This is a genomic window from Actinomadura parmotrematis (genome assembly GCF_019458805.1).
Classification (GTDB): domain Bacteria; phylum Actinomycetota; class Actinomycetes; order Streptosporangiales; family Streptosporangiaceae; genus Spirillospora; species Spirillospora parmotrematis.
Genome location: NZ_JAIBOA010000002.1, coordinates 302246 through 319261 on the forward strand (window position 1 = coordinate 302246; position 17016 = coordinate 319261).

The 17016-nt window shown below is 73.6% G+C and carries 18 protein-coding genes and 1 tRNA gene; 9 read left to right on the forward strand and 10 right to left on the reverse strand.

Features of this window, described 5'->3' with window-relative positions:
* Positions 1 to 10 precede the first annotated feature (10 nt).
* Together K1Y72_RS04225 and K1Y72_RS04230 are read left to right on the forward strand one after the other, a co-directional pair.
* Positions 11 to 1231, forward strand: coding sequence for an acetyl-CoA C-acetyltransferase (locus tag K1Y72_RS04225; RefSeq protein ID WP_220163373.1), 1221 nt, complete (start codon positions 11 to 13; stop codon positions 1229 to 1231).
* A gap of 197 nt (positions 1232 to 1428) precedes the next feature.
* Positions 1429 to 1656, forward strand: a complete 228-nt coding sequence (locus tag K1Y72_RS04230) for a DUF4287 domain-containing protein (protein ID WP_220163375.1) — start codon at positions 1429 to 1431, stop codon at positions 1654 to 1656.
* Positions 1657 to 1880: 224 nt separating this feature from the next.
* On the opposite strand, the gene K1Y72_RS04235 is transcribed toward K1Y72_RS04230, so the two are convergent.
* From K1Y72_RS04235 to K1Y72_RS04250, 4 genes are all read right to left on the reverse strand, one after another.
* A tRNA-Leu gene (locus K1Y72_RS04235) sits at positions 1881 to 1955 on the reverse strand.
* A 79-nt stretch (positions 1956 to 2034) separates the two neighbouring features.
* Positions 2035 to 3276 carry a class I SAM-dependent methyltransferase gene (locus K1Y72_RS04240; RefSeq protein WP_220163377.1) on the reverse strand — a complete coding sequence of 414 codons (1242 nt, stop codon included), beginning with the start codon at positions 3274 to 3276 and terminating at the stop codon, positions 2035 to 2037.
* Positions 3277 to 3299: 23 nt separating this feature from the next.
* A complete protein-coding gene (locus tag K1Y72_RS04245) occupies positions 3300 to 4658 on the reverse strand; it encodes an NAD(P)/FAD-dependent oxidoreductase (protein ID WP_220163379.1) in 1359 nt (452 codons plus the stop codon).
* A gap of 211 nt (positions 4659 to 4869) precedes the next feature.
* Positions 4870 to 5724, reverse strand: a complete 855-nt coding sequence (locus tag K1Y72_RS04250) for a uracil-DNA glycosylase (protein WP_220163381.1) — start codon at positions 5722 to 5724, stop codon at positions 4870 to 4872.
* A 154-nt stretch (positions 5725 to 5878) separates the two neighbouring features.
* On the opposite strand from K1Y72_RS04250, the gene K1Y72_RS04255 reads away from it, so the two are divergent.
* On the forward strand, positions 5879 to 6661 hold the full coding sequence (locus K1Y72_RS04255) for a DUF2510 domain-containing protein (protein ID WP_258571875.1): 783 nt from the start codon (positions 5879 to 5881) through the stop codon (positions 6659 to 6661).
* A gap of 18 nt (positions 6662 to 6679) precedes the next feature.
* Here K1Y72_RS04255 and K1Y72_RS04260 read toward each other — a convergent pair whose 3' ends face one another.
* Genes K1Y72_RS04260 through eno form a run of 4 tightly spaced genes read right to left on the reverse strand, consistent with a single transcriptional unit; the run spans position 6680 to position 9932 of the window.
* Positions 6680 to 7627 carry a Ppx/GppA phosphatase family protein gene (locus K1Y72_RS04260; protein ID WP_220163650.1) on the reverse strand — a complete coding sequence of 316 codons (948 nt, stop codon included), beginning with the start codon at positions 7625 to 7627 and terminating at the stop codon, positions 6680 to 6682.
* Between the two features lie 29 nt (positions 7628 to 7656).
* Positions 7657 to 8175: a DUF501 domain-containing protein gene (locus tag K1Y72_RS04265; protein WP_220163383.1), complete on the reverse strand. Its 519-nt coding sequence runs from the start codon at positions 8173 to 8175 to the stop codon at positions 7657 to 7659.
* Between the two features lie 25 nt (positions 8176 to 8200).
* On the reverse strand, positions 8201 to 8641 hold the full coding sequence (locus K1Y72_RS04270; protein WP_258571876.1) for an FtsB family cell division protein: 441 nt from the start codon (positions 8639 to 8641) through the stop codon (positions 8201 to 8203).
* 7 nt (positions 8642 to 8648) lie between these two features.
* Complete coding sequence (gene eno / locus K1Y72_RS04275) at positions 8649 to 9932, reverse strand: phosphopyruvate hydratase (protein WP_220163384.1); 1284 nt, start codon at positions 9930 to 9932, stop codon at positions 8649 to 8651.
* Positions 9933 to 10132: 200 nt separating this feature from the next.
* Here eno and K1Y72_RS04280 point away from each other — a divergent pair, with 200 nt between their 5' ends.
* From K1Y72_RS04280 to K1Y72_RS04290, 3 genes are read left to right on the forward strand one after another with little or no spacing between them, the layout of a single operon-like run.
* Complete coding sequence (locus K1Y72_RS04280) at positions 10133 to 11185, forward strand: ABC transporter substrate-binding protein (RefSeq protein WP_220163385.1); 1053 nt, start codon at positions 10133 to 10135, stop codon at positions 11183 to 11185.
* A complete protein-coding gene (locus K1Y72_RS04285; protein ID WP_220163386.1) occupies positions 11182 to 11985 on the forward strand; it encodes an ABC transporter ATP-binding protein in 804 nt (267 codons plus the stop codon). The genes K1Y72_RS04280 and K1Y72_RS04285 overlap by 4 nt, the downstream gene beginning before the upstream one ends.
* Positions 11975 to 12865 carry an ABC transporter permease gene (locus K1Y72_RS04290; protein WP_220163387.1) on the forward strand — a complete coding sequence of 297 codons (891 nt, stop codon included), beginning with the start codon at positions 11975 to 11977 and terminating at the stop codon, positions 12863 to 12865. The genes K1Y72_RS04285 and K1Y72_RS04290 overlap by 11 nt, the downstream gene beginning before the upstream one ends.
* A gap of 85 nt (positions 12866 to 12950) precedes the next feature.
* Here K1Y72_RS04290 and K1Y72_RS04295 read toward each other — a convergent pair whose 3' ends face one another.
* Positions 12951 to 13961, reverse strand: a complete 1011-nt coding sequence (locus K1Y72_RS04295) for a YihY/virulence factor BrkB family protein (protein ID WP_220163390.1) — start codon at positions 13959 to 13961, stop codon at positions 12951 to 12953.
* Between the two features lie 59 nt (positions 13962 to 14020).
* On the reverse strand, positions 14021 to 14578 hold the full coding sequence (locus K1Y72_RS04300) for a sugar O-acetyltransferase (protein ID WP_220163391.1): 558 nt from the start codon (positions 14576 to 14578) through the stop codon (positions 14021 to 14023).
* 104 nt (positions 14579 to 14682) lie between these two features.
* Between K1Y72_RS04300 and K1Y72_RS04305 the strand changes: the two genes are divergently transcribed.
* Genes K1Y72_RS04305 through K1Y72_RS04315 form a run of 3 tightly spaced genes read left to right on the forward strand, consistent with a single transcriptional unit; the run spans position 14683 to position 16969 of the window.
* Positions 14683 to 15075 (forward strand): GntR family transcriptional regulator, encoded by a 393-nt coding sequence (locus tag K1Y72_RS04305; RefSeq protein WP_220163392.1) that lies wholly within the window; start codon positions 14683 to 14685, stop codon positions 15073 to 15075.
* Complete coding sequence (locus K1Y72_RS04310) at positions 15072 to 15953, forward strand: ABC transporter ATP-binding protein (protein WP_220163393.1); 882 nt, start codon at positions 15072 to 15074, stop codon at positions 15951 to 15953. Before K1Y72_RS04305 ends, K1Y72_RS04310 begins: the two co-directional genes overlap by 4 nt.
* A complete protein-coding gene (locus K1Y72_RS04315) occupies positions 15950 to 16969 on the forward strand; it encodes an ABC-2 membrane transporter-related protein (protein ID WP_220163394.1) in 1020 nt (339 codons plus the stop codon). Before K1Y72_RS04310 ends, K1Y72_RS04315 begins: the two co-directional genes overlap by 4 nt.
* Positions 16970 to 17016: the final 47 nt, after the last annotated feature.

Genomic DNA, 17016 nt, shown 5'->3' on the forward strand with positions numbered 1-17016 from the left:
AGTCCCACCCATGCCCGAGGCAGTCATCGTCGCGACCGCGCGTTCCCCGATCGGCCGCGCTTTCAAGGGGTCGCTGAAGGACATCCGGCCCGACGACCTCACCGCGCAGATGGTGACCGCGGCCATGGCCAAGGTGCCGCAGCTCACCGCCGACCACATCGACGACCTGCTGCTCGGCTGCGGCCTGCCCGGCGGCGAGCAGGGCTACAACATGGGCCGCGTCGTCGCCGTCGAGCTCGGCTGGGACCAGGTGCCCGGCGCGACCATCACCCGCTACTGCTCCTCCTCGCTGCAGACCACCCGGATGGCGCTGCACGCGATCCGCGCCGGCGAGGCCGACGTGATCGTGTCCGCGGGCGTGGAGACGGTGAGCCGCTTCGCCAAGGGCTCCAGCGACGGCCTGCCCGACACCCAGAACCCGGTGTTCGGCGACGCGCAGGCGCGCACCGCCAAGACCGCCGAGGGCGGCGCGGGCGTCTGGCACGACCCGCGCGAGGACGGCGACGTCCCCGACGTCTACATCGCGATGGGGCAGACCGCCGAGAACGTCGCCGGGCTGCGCGGGGTGTCCCGCCAGGCGCAGGACGAGTTCGGCGTCCGCTCGCAGAACCTGGCCGAGAAGGCCCTCGCCAACGGGTTCTGGGAGAGCGACATCACCCCGGTGCTGCTGCCCGACGGCTCCACCGCGAGCAAGGACGACGGCCCGCGCGCCGGCACCACCTACGAGAAGATCTCCCAGCTGCAGCCGGTGTTCCGGCCCGACGGCACGGTCACCGCGGGCAACTGCTGCCCGCTGAACGACGGCGCCGCCGCCGTGGTCGTCATGAGCGACACCAAGGCCGCCGAGCTCGGCATCACCCCGCTCGCGCGGATCGTGTCGACCGGCGTGTCCGGCCTGTCCCCCGAGATCATGGGCCTCGGCCCGGTGGAGGCGTCCCGCAAGGCGCTCGCGCTGGCCGGCCTGACCATCGACGACATCGACCTGGTGGAGATCAACGAGGCGTTCGCCGCGCAGGTCCTGCCGTCCGCCGAGGACCTCGGCATCGACATCGACAAGCTCAACGTCAACGGCGGCGCGATCGCGGTCGGCCACCCGTTCGGCATGACCGGCGCCCGCATCACCTCCACGCTGCTGAACAGCCTGAAGTTCCACGACAAGCAGTTCGGCCTGGAGACCATGTGCGTCGGCGGCGGCCAGGGCATGGCGATGGTGCTGGAGCGCCTCAGCTGACGCCCGTCCCGCGCTCTCCCGCCGGCCCGGTCCCCCGCCCTCGCGGCGCGGGGCCGGGCCGGTCCGGTTTTCGGAAACGATCGATCCCCCCAAAAGGGATCTTCGTAACCCTGGGGATAGGAGACCGTTGGGGCCTTGTCACGTGCGGTGAGCTGGTGCAGAGTCGGCAGGAAGAGCCCCGGGACCTGGAGGTGCCAATGTCACTGAGCCACTCGCCGGACACGCACAGCAAGCTGATCGCCCGCATCCCGCTCGTCACCGGACGGGCTCTCCCCGAGTGGTTCTCCACGATCGAGAACGGCCCGTCGTTCGTGCGCTGCGAGGAGCGCAGCAACTGGCTCGCCGACGAGCACGGCCTCTCCCACGGCTACGCCGCGGCCCTCGTGCGCGAGCACGAGCGCGCCCGCCGCGCCCGCCACTACTGACCTTCCCGCTCCACCCGCCGCCGCGCGTCCCGGACGCGCCGGGCGGCCGCCACGACGTGGCGGGGTCCCGCCAACGGATCGTCCCCGCGGTCGGCACGCTGCGCGTCCCCGACTCTGGCGCCGAGACCCCGTGACAGATCAGCCCCCGCGCCGATCGAGCCGGTGCGGGGGCCGACCTGCGCCATGGGCCGGTCATCGGCCGCCGTGAGTCAGCGCGGTGCTCGTACCCCTGGTCGGACTCGAACCGACACGATGAAGCTCTTTTAGGGAGCCCGCCTCTACCATTGGGCCACAGGGGCGGCGTCATCATATCCGCGTTCGCCCGGCCCCACCGGATGGATATTCGATTCCGCGGTGGCCGGACCGGGCCGCCGGGAGTCAGCGGCTCATCACCGCGCGTCCCTCGACCAGGGTCACGCCCGCGTGGCCGTCGCGGTCGCGGCGGATCGCGGAGATCTCGTGGACGCCGATGCGACCGCTTTCGGCCGCGAGCGCGGACGCGGCGAGGTAGAGCAGCCAGACCCGCGCGCGCCCGGCGCCGGCGAGCTCGGCGAGCTCGGCCCAGTGCCGCTGCAGGTTCGCCGCCCAGGCCCGCAGCGTCCTGGCGTGGTGCTCGCGGAGCGCGCCGACGCCGCGCACCTCCAGCCCGGCGTCCTCCAGCGTCGCGACGAGCTCGGCGAGCGGCCGCAGCTCGCCGTCCTCGGGGAACATGTAGCTGGTGGTGAAGGTCCGCCGGACCTGGTGCGGGCCCGGCCGCCGGGCCTGCTGCTGGAGCAGCACCCGCCCGCCGGGGGCGAGCAGGTCGTACAGGCGCGGGACGGCGAGGTCCAGCGCCTCCACCCCCGCCAGCCCGATGATCGCGTCGTAGGGGCCGTTCCCGGCGCCGTCCAGGTCGCGGCTCGCGCGCGCTTGCACGCCCTCGACGGTGCCGAGGCGGGCGGCCTGCTCGGCGGTGCGGGCGAGCGCGACGACGCGGGCGCCGCGCCCGGCGGCGTGCCGGGCGAAGGCGCCCCAGCCGGCGTTCAGGTCGAGCACCCGGGCGCCGGGGAACAGGCCGAGCCGGCCCGCGGCGGCGTCGAGCGCGGCGGCCTGCGCGCCCGCCAGGTCGTCGGCGGCGTCCCACAGGCCGCTGCCGTGGGCGAGGCCGGCCCCGAGCAGCCGCTCGAAGAACGCGGCGGACTGCTCCAGCGGCCCCGCCCGCCCCTCCTGGCGGCGGCCGGGCGGGAACTCCTCGGCGGGCGGCTTCGGCTCGGGGCCGACGGCGCCGAGCGTGACGGCCGTCCGGACGATCTCGCGCTTGTCGTCGCTGCTCAGCCGGATCGGCTCGTCGCCGCTCCGCATCACCCGCTGCACCGCGCCGAGCGCGGCGAACACGTCGCCCTCGATGTCGAGCTCGCCCGCCACGTAGGCGCGGGCCAGGCCGATCTCGCCGGGCTTCCACAGCAGCCGGCGGAGCGCGCGCCGGTGGCCGATGACGAACGCGGGCGCGCCCGCCGGCCCGATCTCGCTGCCGTCCCAGGCGCGGACCCGGACCGGCAGCTCGGCGGCCGCGTCCCGCTCGTCGCCGAGCAGGATGCGGCCGAGCAGCGGCGCCAACCTGGAGGCGACCCCGTCGTGCATGCGTCCGCCTCCCTCTCCTGGAGCTACTCCCTGGCGGCCAGCTCGAACTCCTCGCGCGGCCGCTCGATCTCGGCGAGCGACACGATCTCGCGCCGGAAGAAGAGCGCGAGCGTCCAGTCGGCCGTGATGCGCAGCTTACGGTTCAGCGTGGGCATCCGTGACAGATGGTAGGTCCGGTGCATGAACCAGGCGGGCAGGCCCCGCAGTTTCACGCCGTAGACGTTCGCGACGCCCTTGTGCAGGCCGAGGCCGGCGACCGAGCCGACGTAGGCGTGCTCGTAGGCCTTGCGGTCCTTGCCGCGCAGGTCGGCGACGATGTTGTCGCCGAGGCGCTTGGCCTGCCGGACGGCGTGCTGGGCGTTCGGCGCGGTGAACTCGCCCTCGCCGGACAGGTCGGGGACGCGCGCGTTGTCGCCCGCGGTGTAGACGCCCTCGGTGCCCTCGACGACGAGCTCGGCGGTCGCCTTGATACGGCCCTTGTCGTCCAGCGGCAGGTCGCTGTTCTTCACCACCGGGTGCGGCTTGACGCCGGCGGTCCAGACGAGCGTGGCGGCGTCGAACTCCTCGCCGTCGCTCAGCACGATGCGGCCGCCCTCGGCGGACTTCAGCATCGTCTCCAGCTTGATCTCGATGCCGCGCTTGCGGAGCGCCTCGACGGTCCACTCGCCCATCTTCGGCCCGACCTCGGGCAGGATGCGGTTCGCCGCCTCGACCATCATCCAGCGCATGTCGCCGGGGTCGACGCCGGGATACCAGCGGAGCGCGTCGCGGGCCATGTCCTCCAGCTCGGCGAGCGCCTCCACGCCGGCGAAGCCGCCGCCGACGAACACGAAGGTGAGCGCTCGCCGGCGGACTTGCGGATCGTCGTTGGAGGCGGCGATGTCGAGCTGGTGCAGGATGTGGTTGCGCAGGAAGATCGCCTCTTCGACGGTCTTGAACCCGATGCCGCAGCCGCCGAGGCCGGGGATCGGCAGCAGCCGCGAGATCGACCCGAGGGCGACGACGACGCGGTCGTAGGTGAGGGTCCGCAGCTCCGCCTCGTCGTCGGGGTCGGCGCCGGCCGGCACGTACGAGAGCGTCTTCGTGGCATGCTCGATGCGCGTCACGTAGCCGTTCAGCACCCGGCAGCGCTTCAGCACCTTGCGGAGCGGCGCCACCACGTGCCGCGGCTCCAGGTTGCCCGCCGCGGCCTCCGGCAGGAACGGCTGGTAGGTCATGTAGGACTGGGGGTCGATGACGGTGACGACGACCTCGCCGCGTTTCAGCTCGCTCCGCAGCTTCCGCTGGAGCCGCAGGGCGGTGTACATGCCGACGTAGCCGCCGCCGATGATGACGATGTGTTCGGGGGCCGGGGCGCTGGAGGACGGGCTGTTAGGGGGCATGGTGCCTGCGATACCCCCATATGGCGTTCCTTGACACATGGCCGGTGCGGAACGCGTCACGAAAAAATCCCGGAACCGTCCGAACCCGCGAACCCCGGGCGGCATCTCACCAGATGTACCGCCAGAGGGGTGGCGGGACAGGGCCGGACGGGGGCCCGAACGGGTAGGGCGGCGATGTCGACCAGCGGGGGGTCGGCCGCCGCCCTCTCCGTTAGGCCGGGCCCTGCCCCGCCGCCGGTGCGGGCAGGCCGCCGAGCTCGCGGGCCCGCGCGAGGACGCCGTCGAGCATCGCGGCGGTGACCCGGCCGGTGAAGGTGTTCTGCTGGCTCGGGTGGTAGCAGCCGAGCACCGTGACCGGCCCGTCCGGGCCGCCGGGCGGCGTCCCGACCTCCACCTCCACACCGTGCCCGAACTTCGGGCGCGGGCGCGGCAGCGCGTACCCGGCCTGCCGCAGCGCGGGCCAGAGGCCCTGCCAGCCGAACCCGCCGAGCACCACGTAGCAGCGCACGTGCGGGACGATCGCGGCGATCTCGCGGGCCAGCCAGGGCAGGCAGGCGTCGCGCTCGGCGGGCGTCGGCTTGTTGCCGGGCGGCGCGCACCGCACCGTCGCGGCCATCCGGGCGCCGAGCAGCCGCTGCCCGTCGCCCGCCCGCTCGCTGGTCGGCAGGGCGGCGAGGCCGGTCCGGTGCAGCGAGGCGAACAGCCAGTCGCCCGACCGGTCGCCGGTGAAGATGCGGCCGGTGCGGTTGCCGCCGTGCGCGGCCGGCGCCAGCCCGACGATCATGACGGCGGGGGCGCCGTCGCCCCAGCCGGCGACCGGGCGGCCCCAGTACTCCTCGGCGGCGAAGGCGCGGCGGCGCTCCACCGCGACCCGCTCCCGCCAGGCGACCAGCCGGTCGCAGGCGCGGCAGACCGACTGGCGGGCGCAGAGCTCGGGCAGGCCGTCCGCGCCCGCGGCGAGGTCGCGCACCTCGGCCGCGTCGTGCGCGACGGGCGTCGCGGGCGTGGCCGGGTCCTCCGGCCAGCCCGTCCCGGGCGGCACGTAGGGAGCGTTGCCGGTGGTCATGGACCGATCCTGCCAGAGCGCGCCGCGTCCGGACGGCGCCGGGCGGCGCACCGCAACACGTATTACCCGGCAAAGACTCCTATATGACCATGCGTATCGCTACGATGCGGTTCGCCGGGATTCGGGGAGGGCGGGGCGTCCGGCGGGCCGTGCGATGCGGAGGCATGTCTTGACCCAGCCGGGCTGGTACGCGGATCCCTATGGCAGCGGAAGCATGCGCTGGTGGGACGGGCAGAGCTGGACGCAGCACCTCAACCCCCAGCCGTCCGGCCCCGCGCGGCCCGAGCAGGTCCCGCAGCAGGCGGTGCAGCCGCCGCCCCAGCAGCAGCCCCTGCCGCAGCAGGGCTGGGGGCAGCCGGGCGGCACCGCGCCGCTCTCGGTCACCGTGCGGGGCCTCAGCCTGCACGCCGACGCGCACCGGCTCGCCTACGGCAACGCCGCCATGCCCTGGGCGCACGTGGAGTGGGTCGCCTACTGGGCGGCGGCCGTGCCCGCCGGGTTCGGGCAGCGGCCGGGGACGAGCTGGATGTTCCAGGTCGGCCGGCACCCCTTCCACGGCGGCCCGCGCCTGGAGATCGTCACCGACTCGGCCGACCTCGTCGACCCGGCGGGCCGCGGCGTCGACGCCGAGCAGGTGTGGCGGCGGCTCGTCGAGCTCTGCCGGGTGAACGCCGAGCAGCGGCTCGTCACCGAGCTCGCCGCCGAGGTCCGCCGGGGCGAGTCGGTGGACGTCGCGCAGGGCCTCACCGTCCATCCCGGCGGCGTGCGCGGCAACCGGGTGTCGCTGAGCTGGTCGGCGATCTCGGGGGCGCGGATGGAGGGCGGCCGGGTCTGGATCCAGCAGTCCAGCAGCGCCAACCCCGTCCTCTACGTGCCGCAGCAGAACCCCAACGCCGTCCTGATCCCGGCCCTGATCGCCCTCCTCAAGCAGCGCTGACGGGGGCCGGGACCTCCGTCAGACGAGGGACCAGGCGATGCCGTCGAGGATGTCGTGCTCGCTGACGACGACGGCGCCGAAGCCGTACTCGCGCATGACGCGGTCCAGGATCAGGGCGCCCGCGCCGATGACGTCGACGCGGCCGGGGTGCATGACGCCGATCGCGGCGCGCTCGGCGCGGGTGGCGTGCAGCAGGCCGCGGGTGACCTCGTGGACCTGCGGCGCGGTGATCCGTGACAGGTGGATGCGCGCGGAGTCGTAGGCGGGCAGCCGCTGGGCGATGCCGGCGACCGTGGTGACCGAGCCGGCGAGGCCGACCAGGGTGCGGGCCTCGTCGACCGGGACGCCGCCGCGCACGAGCGCGAGCGCGTCGTCGATGTCGGCGGAAGCGCTGGCGATCTGCTCGGGGGACGGCGGATCGCCGTCCTTGAAGTGCCGCTCGGTCATCCGGACGCAGCCGATGTCGACCGACAGGGCCGCCTCGACGCGCGAGCCGCCGAGGACGAACTCGGTGGAGCCGCCGCCGATGTCCACCACCAGGTAGGGGCGGGGCGGGCGCAGCGCGGCGAGCTCGCGGGTGGCGCCGAGGAACGACAGCCGCGCCTCCTCCTCGCCGGACACGACCTCGGGCACCACGCCGAAGATGTCCACCACGCCGCTGACGAAGTCGGCCCGGTTCTCGGCGTCGCGGGTGGCGCTGGTCGCCACCACCCGGATCTTCAGGTCGCGGCCGACCTCCGCGCCGCGCCGGGCGACGAGGTCGGCGTAGCCGCGCATCGCGGTGAAGGTGCGGTCCAGCGCCTCGGGCGCGAGGCGCCCGGTGCGGTCGACGTCCTGGCCGAGCCGGACGATCTCCATGCGGCGCTCGACGTCGGTGAGCGTCCCGCCGTCCTCGCCGGCGCCGATGTCGGCGACCAGCAGCCGCACCGAGTTGGTGCCGCAGTCGATCGCGGCGACCCGGGTCACGCCGTCCGCGCCGCCGTTCACGCCGTCGCTCACGGGGCCTCCTCGGGTTCGGGAACGCACACGCACGGGCCGGACCGCCACCACTCGGGCAGCGCCTCCAGGGCCTCGCGGCCGAACGGGTTGGCGCCCGGCACGGCGAGCTCGTGCCCGATGAGCGCGTGCAGGCACTTGACGCGCTCGGGCATGCCGCCGGCGCTCTGGGTGCCGGCGGGCAGCGGCTCGACGCCGTCCTCGCGGGCGGCGTCGTCGCGGCGGCGCAGGTAGTCCTCGTGGGCGGCGGCGTACGCGTCCTTCAGCGCCGGCTCGGTGCCGAGCCGCTCCTGCATGCCGCGCATCATCCCGGTGCCCTCCAGGGTGCCGATCGCCGACGCCGCCTTCGGGCAGGTCAGGTAGTACAGCGTCGGGAACGGCGTGCCGTCGGGCAGCCGGGGCGCGGTCTCGATGACGGCGGGCAGCCCGCACGGGCAGCGGTACGCCACCCGCCGGACGCCGCGCGGCTCGCGGCCGAGCTGGGCCGCCACGGCGGCCTCGTCGCGTTCGTCGATCATGTGTTCCGTCTCCCCGCGCGGGCGGTCAGCGGTCCCGGTCCGCGGTCTCCACCGACCGCCACAGCGTCTCGTACCAGGGCGGCCTGTTCGCCGGGCCGCCCGCGGCGGGCGTGCGGCCGGTGCCGTCGCCGCCGTCCAGGACGATGTAGCACTTCTCGTCCGGCATGCAGTAGTGCAGCCGGCGCCTCGCCTCCCGCTCGATGTAGGACCGGTCGGAGAGCCGCCGCTTGTGCTGGGCGAGCTCGTCGACCTGCTCGCGGGCGACCGCCTGCTTGTGCTGCAGGTCGGCGATCTCCTGGCGCTGCGCGATGTACTCGCGCACCGGGTAGGCCAGGCTGAGCGCGATCGCGCACATCACCACCGCGAGGATGGCGGCCCGGCTGGTCAGCGCGTTGCGGCGCGCGCCACCGCCCGCGCCGGGGTCGTCCCCGGTGCGGGCGGCGCTGCGGTCCTCGCCGGCGGCCAAGGGAGGCTCAGCCCTCCGCGGCGAAGCGGGGGAAGGCCGCCGCGCCGGCGTAGCGGGCGGCGTCGCCGAGCTCCTCCTCGATGCGGAGCAGCTGGTTGTACTTGGCGACGCGGTCGCTGCGGGCGGGCGCGCCGGTCTTGATCTGGCCGCAGTTGGTCGCGACGGCCAGGTCGGCGATCGTGGTGTCCTCGGTCTCGCCGGAGCGGTGGCTCATCATGCAGCGGTAGCCGCTCGTCTGGGCGAGGGAGACCGCGTCCAGCGTCTCGGTGAGGGTGCCGATCTGGTTGACCTTGACCAGCAGGGCGTTGGCGGCGCCCTCGGCGATGCCGCGGGTCAGGCGCTCGGGGTTGGTGACGAACAGGTCGTCGCCGACGAGCTGCACCTTGCCGCCGGCCTGCTCGGTGAGGGCGGTCCAGCCGGCCCAGTCCTGCTCGTCGAGGGGGTCCTCGATGGACACCAGCGGGTAGTTGGCGATCAGCTCGCCGTAGTAGGCGGCCATGTCCGCGGCGGAGCGCTTCGCGCCCTCGAAGGAGTAGGCGCCGTCGGCGTGGAACTCGGTGGCGGCGACGTCCAGGGCGAGCGCGATGTCGCGGCCGGGGGTGAAGCCGGCCTTGCGGATCGCCTCCAGGATGAGGTCGAGGGCGTCGCGGTTGCTCGGCAGCTCGGGGGCGAAGCCGCCCTCGTCGCCGAGGCCGGTGTTCAGGCCCTTGGCCTTCAGCACCGACTTCAGCGCGTGGTAGGTCTCGGCGCCCCAGCGGACGGCCTCGGAGAACGTCGGCGCGCCGATCGGCGCGATCATGAACTCCTGGACGTCGACGTTGGTGTCGGCGTGCGCGCCGCCGTTCAGGATGTTCATCATCGGCACCGGCAGCAGGTGCGCGTTGGCGCCGCCGACGTAGCGGAACAGCGGCAGCCCGGCCGAGACGGCGGCGGCGCGGGCGACGGCCAGGCTGACGCCGAGGATGGCGTTGGCGCCGAACTCGGACTTGTCGGCGGTGCCGTCCAGGTCGATCAGGCGGGCGTCGACGGCGCGCTGGTCGGTGGCGTCCCACTGCGCGAGCTGCTCGTCGATGACGGTGTTGACGGCCTTGACGGCCTTGCGGACGCCCTTGCCGTTGTAGCGCTCGTCCCCGTCGCGCAGCTCGACGGCCTCGAACTGGCCGGTGGACGCTCCGCTCGGCACGGCCGCGGTGGCCGCGGCGCCGTCGGAGAGCAGCACCTCGACCTCGACGGTCGGGTTGCCGCGGGAGTCGAGAATCTCCCGGGCGCTGACGGCCTCGATCGACGACATCGGGCTTCTCCCTGTTCAGGTGAGGGGACGGTTCGCCCCGCAGCCTATCGAGAGCCGCCTCCGGGCGCCCAGCGGGCTCGCCGCGCGGGCAAAGCACACCCATGTGACCAAACCGTCACGACCTGGTGACTTGACGTTTCTATTACCCACCTTGTCTACTGTCCACGTCAATCCAACCGGATTAGTAGGGATAGCTGACCATGCACCGTAGGTTCCGCGCCGCTGTGGCCGCCGCAGCTCTGACCATCCTGGCCGCCGGGACGCTCAGTGCGTGTGGCGACGACGACTCCAAGGACGGCTCGTCCGGCGGCAAGGCCGCCGCGCTCCGCCTCGGCTACTTCCCGAACATCACGCACGCCACCGCCCTGGTCGGCCTCCAGCAGGGGATCTTCACCAAGCACCTCGGCACCGCGCCGAAGGCGTCGCAGTTCAACGCCGGCCCGGCCGCCGTCGAGGCGGTGTTCTCCGGCGCGGTGGACGCGACCTTCGTCGGCCCGAACCCGTCGATCAACGCCTGGTCCAAGTCCAAGGGCAAGGCGATCCACATCATCTCCGGCGCCGCCTCCGGCGGTGTCGCGCTGGTGGTGAAGCCGGGGATCAACTCGGTCAAGGACCTCAAGGGCAAGAAGATCGCCACCCCGCAGCTCGGCAACACCCAGGACGTGGCGATCCGCTACTGGCTGAAGCAGAACGGCCTCACCGCCAACAAGGACGGCAGCGGCGACGTCAAGGTCGTCCCGCAGGAGAACTCGCAGACCCTGCAGACGTTCGCGCAGGGCAGCATCGACGGCGCCTGGGTGCCCGAGCCGTTCGCCTCCCGGCTGATCCTGGAGAGCAAGGGCAAGAAGCTGCTCGACGAGTCCTCGCTCTGGCCCGGCGGCAAGTTCGTCATCACCAACCTGATCGTCCGCCAGGACTACGAGAAGCAGCACCCCGACCAGGTGAAGAAGCTGCTGGAGGCCGTGGTCGAGGCGACCGACTTCCTCAACAGCAAGCCCGACGAGGCCAAGAAGGCCGTGAACGCCCAGCTCACCACGCTGACCGGCAAGCCGCTCAAGCAGAACGTGCTGGACGCCGCCTTCAAGGAGATCACCTTCACCACCGACCCGATCGCGTCCTCGCTGACGACCGGCGCGCAGCACGCCGAGCAGATCGGGCTGCTGGACAAGACCGACCTGAACGGCATCTACAACCTGGCCCCCCTGAACGAGGTGCTCAAGGCGAGCGGAAAGGCCCCGGTGAGCGACAAGTGACACAGGCCGACACGGCCGCCCCGAGCCGGACCGCCGCCGCGGTCCGGCTTTCGGGCGTCTCCAAAGCGTTCGGATCGGGCGCCGGCGCGCTGCTGGCGCTCGACCAGGTCTCCCTCGACGTCGCGCCGGGCGAGTTCGTCTGCCTGCTCGGCGCCTCCGGCTGCGGCAAGAGCACGCTGCTGAACCTGGTCGCCGACCTCGACAAGCCGTCCGCCGGGTCGGTCGATATCGGGAACGCGCGCGTCGCGCTGATGTTCCAGGAGCCGGCGCTGTTCCCGTGGCTGAACGTCACGAGCAACATCGAGCTGGCGCTGAAGATGCGCGGCGTCCCGCGCGACGAGCGCCGCGCGCGCGCCGCCGAGCTGCTGGAGTCGGTGCACCTCGGCGGCTTCGCCAAGAAGCGCCCGCACCAGCTTTCGGGCGGCATGCGGCAGCGCGTCGCGCTCGCGCGCGCGCTGGCGCTCACCGTGGACGACTCGGGCGGCCAGCGCGGAACGGTCCTCCTGATGGACGAGCCGTTCGGCGCCCTGGACGCCATGACCCGCGACCTGCTGCACGACGAGATCGAGCGGATCTGGCGCGAGCGCGAGCTGACCGTCCTGTTCGTCACCCACAACGTGCGCGAGGCCGTGCGCCTCGGCGACCGCGTGGTGCTGCTGTCCAGCCGCCCCGGCCGCGTCATCGAGGAGTTCCCGGTGACGATGGACCGGCCGCGGCGCATCGACGCCCCCGACGTGTCGGCGCTCGCCGCCACCATCACCGACCGGCTGCGCGAGGAGGTGGGCCGCCATGGCGCTTGACGTCGGCAAGAAGGACCAGCCCGAGATCGATCCGGCGCTGCGCGAGCAGCTCGCCGGCCTGGACGCGCTGGAGCTCGGCGGCGCCACGGCCAAGGCCGGCCCGGCCCGCCGGGTCTGGTCGGCGCTCTGGCCGATCGTCACGGCCGTCGCGATCTCGCTGCTGGCCTGGCAGGCGGTGGTCTGGAGCGGCTGGAAGGAGACCTACGTCCTGCCCGGGCCGGGCGACACGCTGCCCGAGTTCTGGGACCAGATGACCAAGGGGTCGTTCTGGGAGGCCGTCGCGCTCACCCTGCGGCGGGCGGTCGTCGGCTTCGCGCTGTCGATCGTCATCGGCACCGTGGTCGGCGGCCTGGTCTCGCAGTCGCGGATCCTGCGGCGGGCGTTCGGCTCGCTGATCACCGGCCTGCAGACGATGCCGTCGATCGCCTGGTTCCCGCTGTCGATCCTGCTGTTCAAGCTGAGCGAGGGCGCGATCCTGTTCGTGGTCGTGCTCGGCGCGGCGCCGTCCATCGCCAACGGCCTGATCGCGGGCGTGGACTACACCCCGACGATCCTGCTGCGGGCCGGCAAGGTGATGGGCCTGCGCGGGGTGAACCTGTACCGGCACCTCGTCCTGCCCGCGTCGCTGCCGACGTTCGTGGCGGGGCTGAAGCAGGGCTGGGCGTTCGCCTGGCGCAGCCTGATGGCCGGCGAGCTGCTGGTCGTCTTCGGCGACACCACCTCGCTCGGCGTGCTGCTGTCGCAGGCGCGCGAGCTCGCCGACACCCCGGCGGTCATCTCCTACATGATCGTCATTCTGATCGTCGGCATCATCATCGACCAGCTCTTCGGCTTCGCCGACCGCGCCCTGCGGCGGCGGTGGGGGCTGGAGCGCGGCTAGGGACGGCACGCCCCGAGCCCGCCCGGCACCCCGGGCGTGAGGGCCGCCGCCGGCTCACCGGGCGGCGGCGGCCCGCACGCCCCGATCACTCGGATTCGGGCGGGGGGACGCCGGGCACGCCCGATTCGGGCGGCGGGCCGTCCGGGCGGTCCGCGCGGTCGCCGAAGTCCACGTCGACGCGCTCGAACGTCTTGTGCCGCTCGGTCTCGGCGTAGGAGGCGTAGGCGCGCCGGTCGCCCTTGGTCAGCACGACGCGGTCGGTGAACGGGGTGCGCAGGTTGCGCGGCCAGAGGCGCCGGTCGCGGACCACGTTGATCTCGGCGCAGAGCACGACGGTGAGCGCGCCGAGGTAGATCCAGGCCATCAGGCCGAGCACGATCCCGAAGAACCCGTAGGTCGCCGTCGCGTTGCGCAGCACGTGCCCGATCAGCGTCGCGCCCGCCCACTGGAGGCCCTGCCAGGCGAGCGCCGCGACGAGCGCGCCGATCCGCACCTGCGCGACGTCGAGCGGCCGCGCGGTCAGCACCCGGAACGCCACCGTCAGCAGGACGGTGTTGACCGCCACCGACGCCGCCGCCGCGGCGGGCCAGAGGCCGTGCCCGAAGACGCCGGCGGCGGCCGTGGCGAGGATCGCGGCGAGGCCCGCGAACATCAGCAGCAGGCTGCGCAGCCGCGACCGGATCGGGTCGGGCCGCGAGAGCCGCGGCACCCCCCACAGCTTGTTCAGCGCGTTCTGGGTGGCCTGGATGACGCCGAGGCCGCCGTAGAGGCTGAGCAGCACGCCGGTGACCAGGCCGAACAGGCTGCCGTGGAAGGAGTGCACGTTGCGGGTGAGCTGGTCGCCGATGACGGGGAACCCCGCGACCGCCGAGTCCAGCACCCGCGCCTGCGCCTGCGGGTCGCCCTGCAGCACGTAGCCGAGCCCCGACACGAGCAGCAGCAGCATCGGGAACAGCGACAGGAACCCGTAGTAGGTCATGAGCGCCGTCAGGTACGCGCCCTGGTCGTCAGCGAACTTGTAGACGACGGCGAGGGGGAACCCCGCCCACGGATGGCGCCGCTGGAACGCGTCCGCCCGATCGACCACGCCTGCCACGGACCGGCTCTACCCCGGCCGCACGGCCCCATTCCGGCCCGGCACGGGATTCCGGCCCGTCACGGGATCTCGCGGAGGACGCGGGCCGGGTTGCCGGCCGCCACCACGCGCGGCGGCACGTCCCGGGTGACCACGGCGCCCGCGCCGATCACCGCGTCGTCGCCGATGGTCACCCCCGGGCAGACGATCACGCCGCCGCCGAGCCAGACGTTGGCGCCGATGGTGATCGGCCGGGCCGACTCCCAGCCGGCCCGCCGCTTGTCGGGATCCAGCGGGTGGGTCGGGGTGAGGAGCTGCACGTTCGGGCCGATCTGCGTCCGGTCGCCGATCGTGATCTTCGCGACGTCCAGCAGGACGGCGCCGAAGTTGACGAACACGCCCGCGCCGACCGAGATCTGGTAGCCGTAGTCGACGCGCAGCGGCGGGCGGATCTCCGAGCCCTCCCCGAACGCGCCGAGCAGGTCGGTGAGCAGGGCCCGCCGCTCCTCGGCGTCGTCGGCGGGGCAGCCGTTGAACCGCTCGCCGAGCAGCGCGGCCCGCAGCGCGTCGGCCGCGAGCTCGGGGTCGTCGGCGATGTAGGGCTCACCTGCGAGCATCCGCCGCTTCTGGTCGGTCATCGGCACCGTCCTCTCCGCTCCCAGGACATCACGGACGGCGGCGCCTTGACACCTTCCCGGTCCAGGAGCCTAAAGTACTAGGCAACTAGATAAATGGAGCGACGATGATCGAGTTCCATCTGGACGCCCGTTCCGGCGTCTCCCCCTACCAGCAGCTCGTCCGCCAGGTCCGGCACGCGATGCGGCTCGGCCTGCTCGCCGAGGGCGACCAGCTGCCCACCGTCAAGGACGTGGTCGCCCGCCTGGCGATCAACCCCAACACCGTCCTCAAGGCCTACCGGGAGCTGGAGCACGAGGGCCTCGCCGCCGCCCGGCCCGGCCTCGGCACCTTCGTCACCGCGACGCTGACCGACGGCTCGCTCGCCGCGCACGAGCCGCTCCGCCAGGAGCTGCGGCGCTGGCTGCGCAAGGCGCGGATGGCGGGCCTCGACGAGGAGAGCATCGAGGCGCTGTTCACCGCCACCTTTCAGGCAGACGCTCAGCGAGGCATAGCGTGACCGCCGCCGTCCGCACCCGCGGCCTCGGCAAGCGCTACGGCCGCCGCTGGGCCCTCACCGACTGCACCCTCGACGTGCCCGCCGGGCGCGTCGTCGGGCTCGTCGGCCCGAACGGGGCCGGCAAGACCACCCTGCTCAACATGGTCGTCGGGCAGCTCGCGCCGACGTCCGGCACGATCGAGGTGCTCGGCGGCGCGCCCGGGGGCGGCGCCGCCCAGCTCGCCAAGGTCGGCTACGTCGCGCAGGAGACCCCCACCTACGCCGGGCTCACCGTCGCCGAGCACCTGCGGCTCGGCGCCAAGCTGAACCCCCGCTGGGACGACGCGGTCGCGCGCCGCCGCATCGAGCGCCTCGGCCTGGACCCGGCCAAGAAGGCCGGCCGCCTGTCGGGCGGCCAGCGCGCGCAGCTCGCGCTCACCCTCGGCATCGCCAAGCGGCCCGAGCTCCTCGTTCTCGACGAGCCGGTCGCCGCCCTGGACCCGCTCGCCCGCCGCGAGTTCCTCCAGGGCCTCATGGAGGCCGCCGCCGAGCACGACCTCAGCGTGCTGCTGTCCTCGCACCTGGTCTCGGACCTGGAGCGGGTCTGCGACCACCTGATCATGCTGCTGGAGGCGCGGGTGCGGGTCGCCGGCGACATCGACGACCTGCTCGCCGAGCACCTGCTGCTCACCGGCCCGCGCCGCGACCCCGCCGACCTGCCCGCCGGCCAGCACGTGGTGTCGGCCAGCCACACCGACCGGCAGAGCACGCTGCTGGTGCGGACCACCGAGCCCGTCCACGACCCCGCCTGGTCGGTCGACCGGGTCGGCCTGGAGGACATCGTCCTCGCCTACATGACCGGCGGCGACCGGCGCCCCGCCCTGGAGGTGATCTCGTGATCTGGCTGACCTGGCGGCAGTTCCGCGTCCAGGCGGCGGTGGTCTTCGGGCTGCTCGCCGCGCTCGCCCTCGGCCTCGCCGTCACCGGCCCCGGCCTCGCCGGCGACTACCGCGACGGGCTCGCCGGCTGCGGTTCCGGCGAAGCCTGCGACCGGTTCCGGCAGCACTTCTTCTCCGGGCACCAGGTGCAGCTCGTGCTGCTCTCGGCGGCCGTCCTGCTGGTCCCCGCCGTCGTCGGGCTGTTCTGGGGCGCGCCCCTGGTGGCCCGCGAGATCGAGGGCGGCACGCACCGGCTGGCCTGGGGCCAGACCGTCAGCCGCCGCCGCTGGCTGGCGGTGAAGCTGGCCATGGCGGGCACCGCCGCGGCCGCGGCGGGCGGCGCCGCGACGCTGGCGGTGTCGTGGTGGAGCGAGCCGCTCTTCAAGGCGGGCGCCGGCAACGCCTCCCGGCTGGAGCCGGCGCTGTTCGCCTCGCACGGCGTCGCGCCCGCCGGCTACGCGCTGTTCTCGTTCGTCCTCGGCGTCGCGGCCGGGCTGCTGTTCCGCCGGACGCTGATCGCCATGGCCGCCACCCTCGCCGTCTTCGCCGCCCTGCAGTTCGCGATCCCGCTGCTGGTCCGCCCGCACCTGATGACGCCGGTGCGCGCGGACATCCCGATCACCCGGGACACGGTCGGCGGCCTGTACTCCAACGGCCCCGGCGGCCCCGTGCACGTGGAGGCGCGGACCCCGGCGGGCGCCTGGGTGCTGTCCCGCGGCGTGGTGGACGCGCGCGGGCGGTCGGTCGACGCGATCCCGCTGAAGCTGGACGCGGGCGCCTGCGCGCCGGACCCGAGCCGCATGGGACCGAAGGACTCCTGCTTCCAGCAGATGGCGCAGATGGGCTACCGCCTGCGCCTGGGCTACCACCCGGGCAGCCGCTTCTGGACCTTCCAGTGGATCGAGATCGGCGTCTTCGCGCTCCTCACCGCCGCCCTCACCGGCTTCTGCTTCTGGAGGATCCGGCGCCTGTCCTGAGCGCTTGCCCCTGACGCGCGCGTCAGGGTCTACGGTCCCGGCACGCC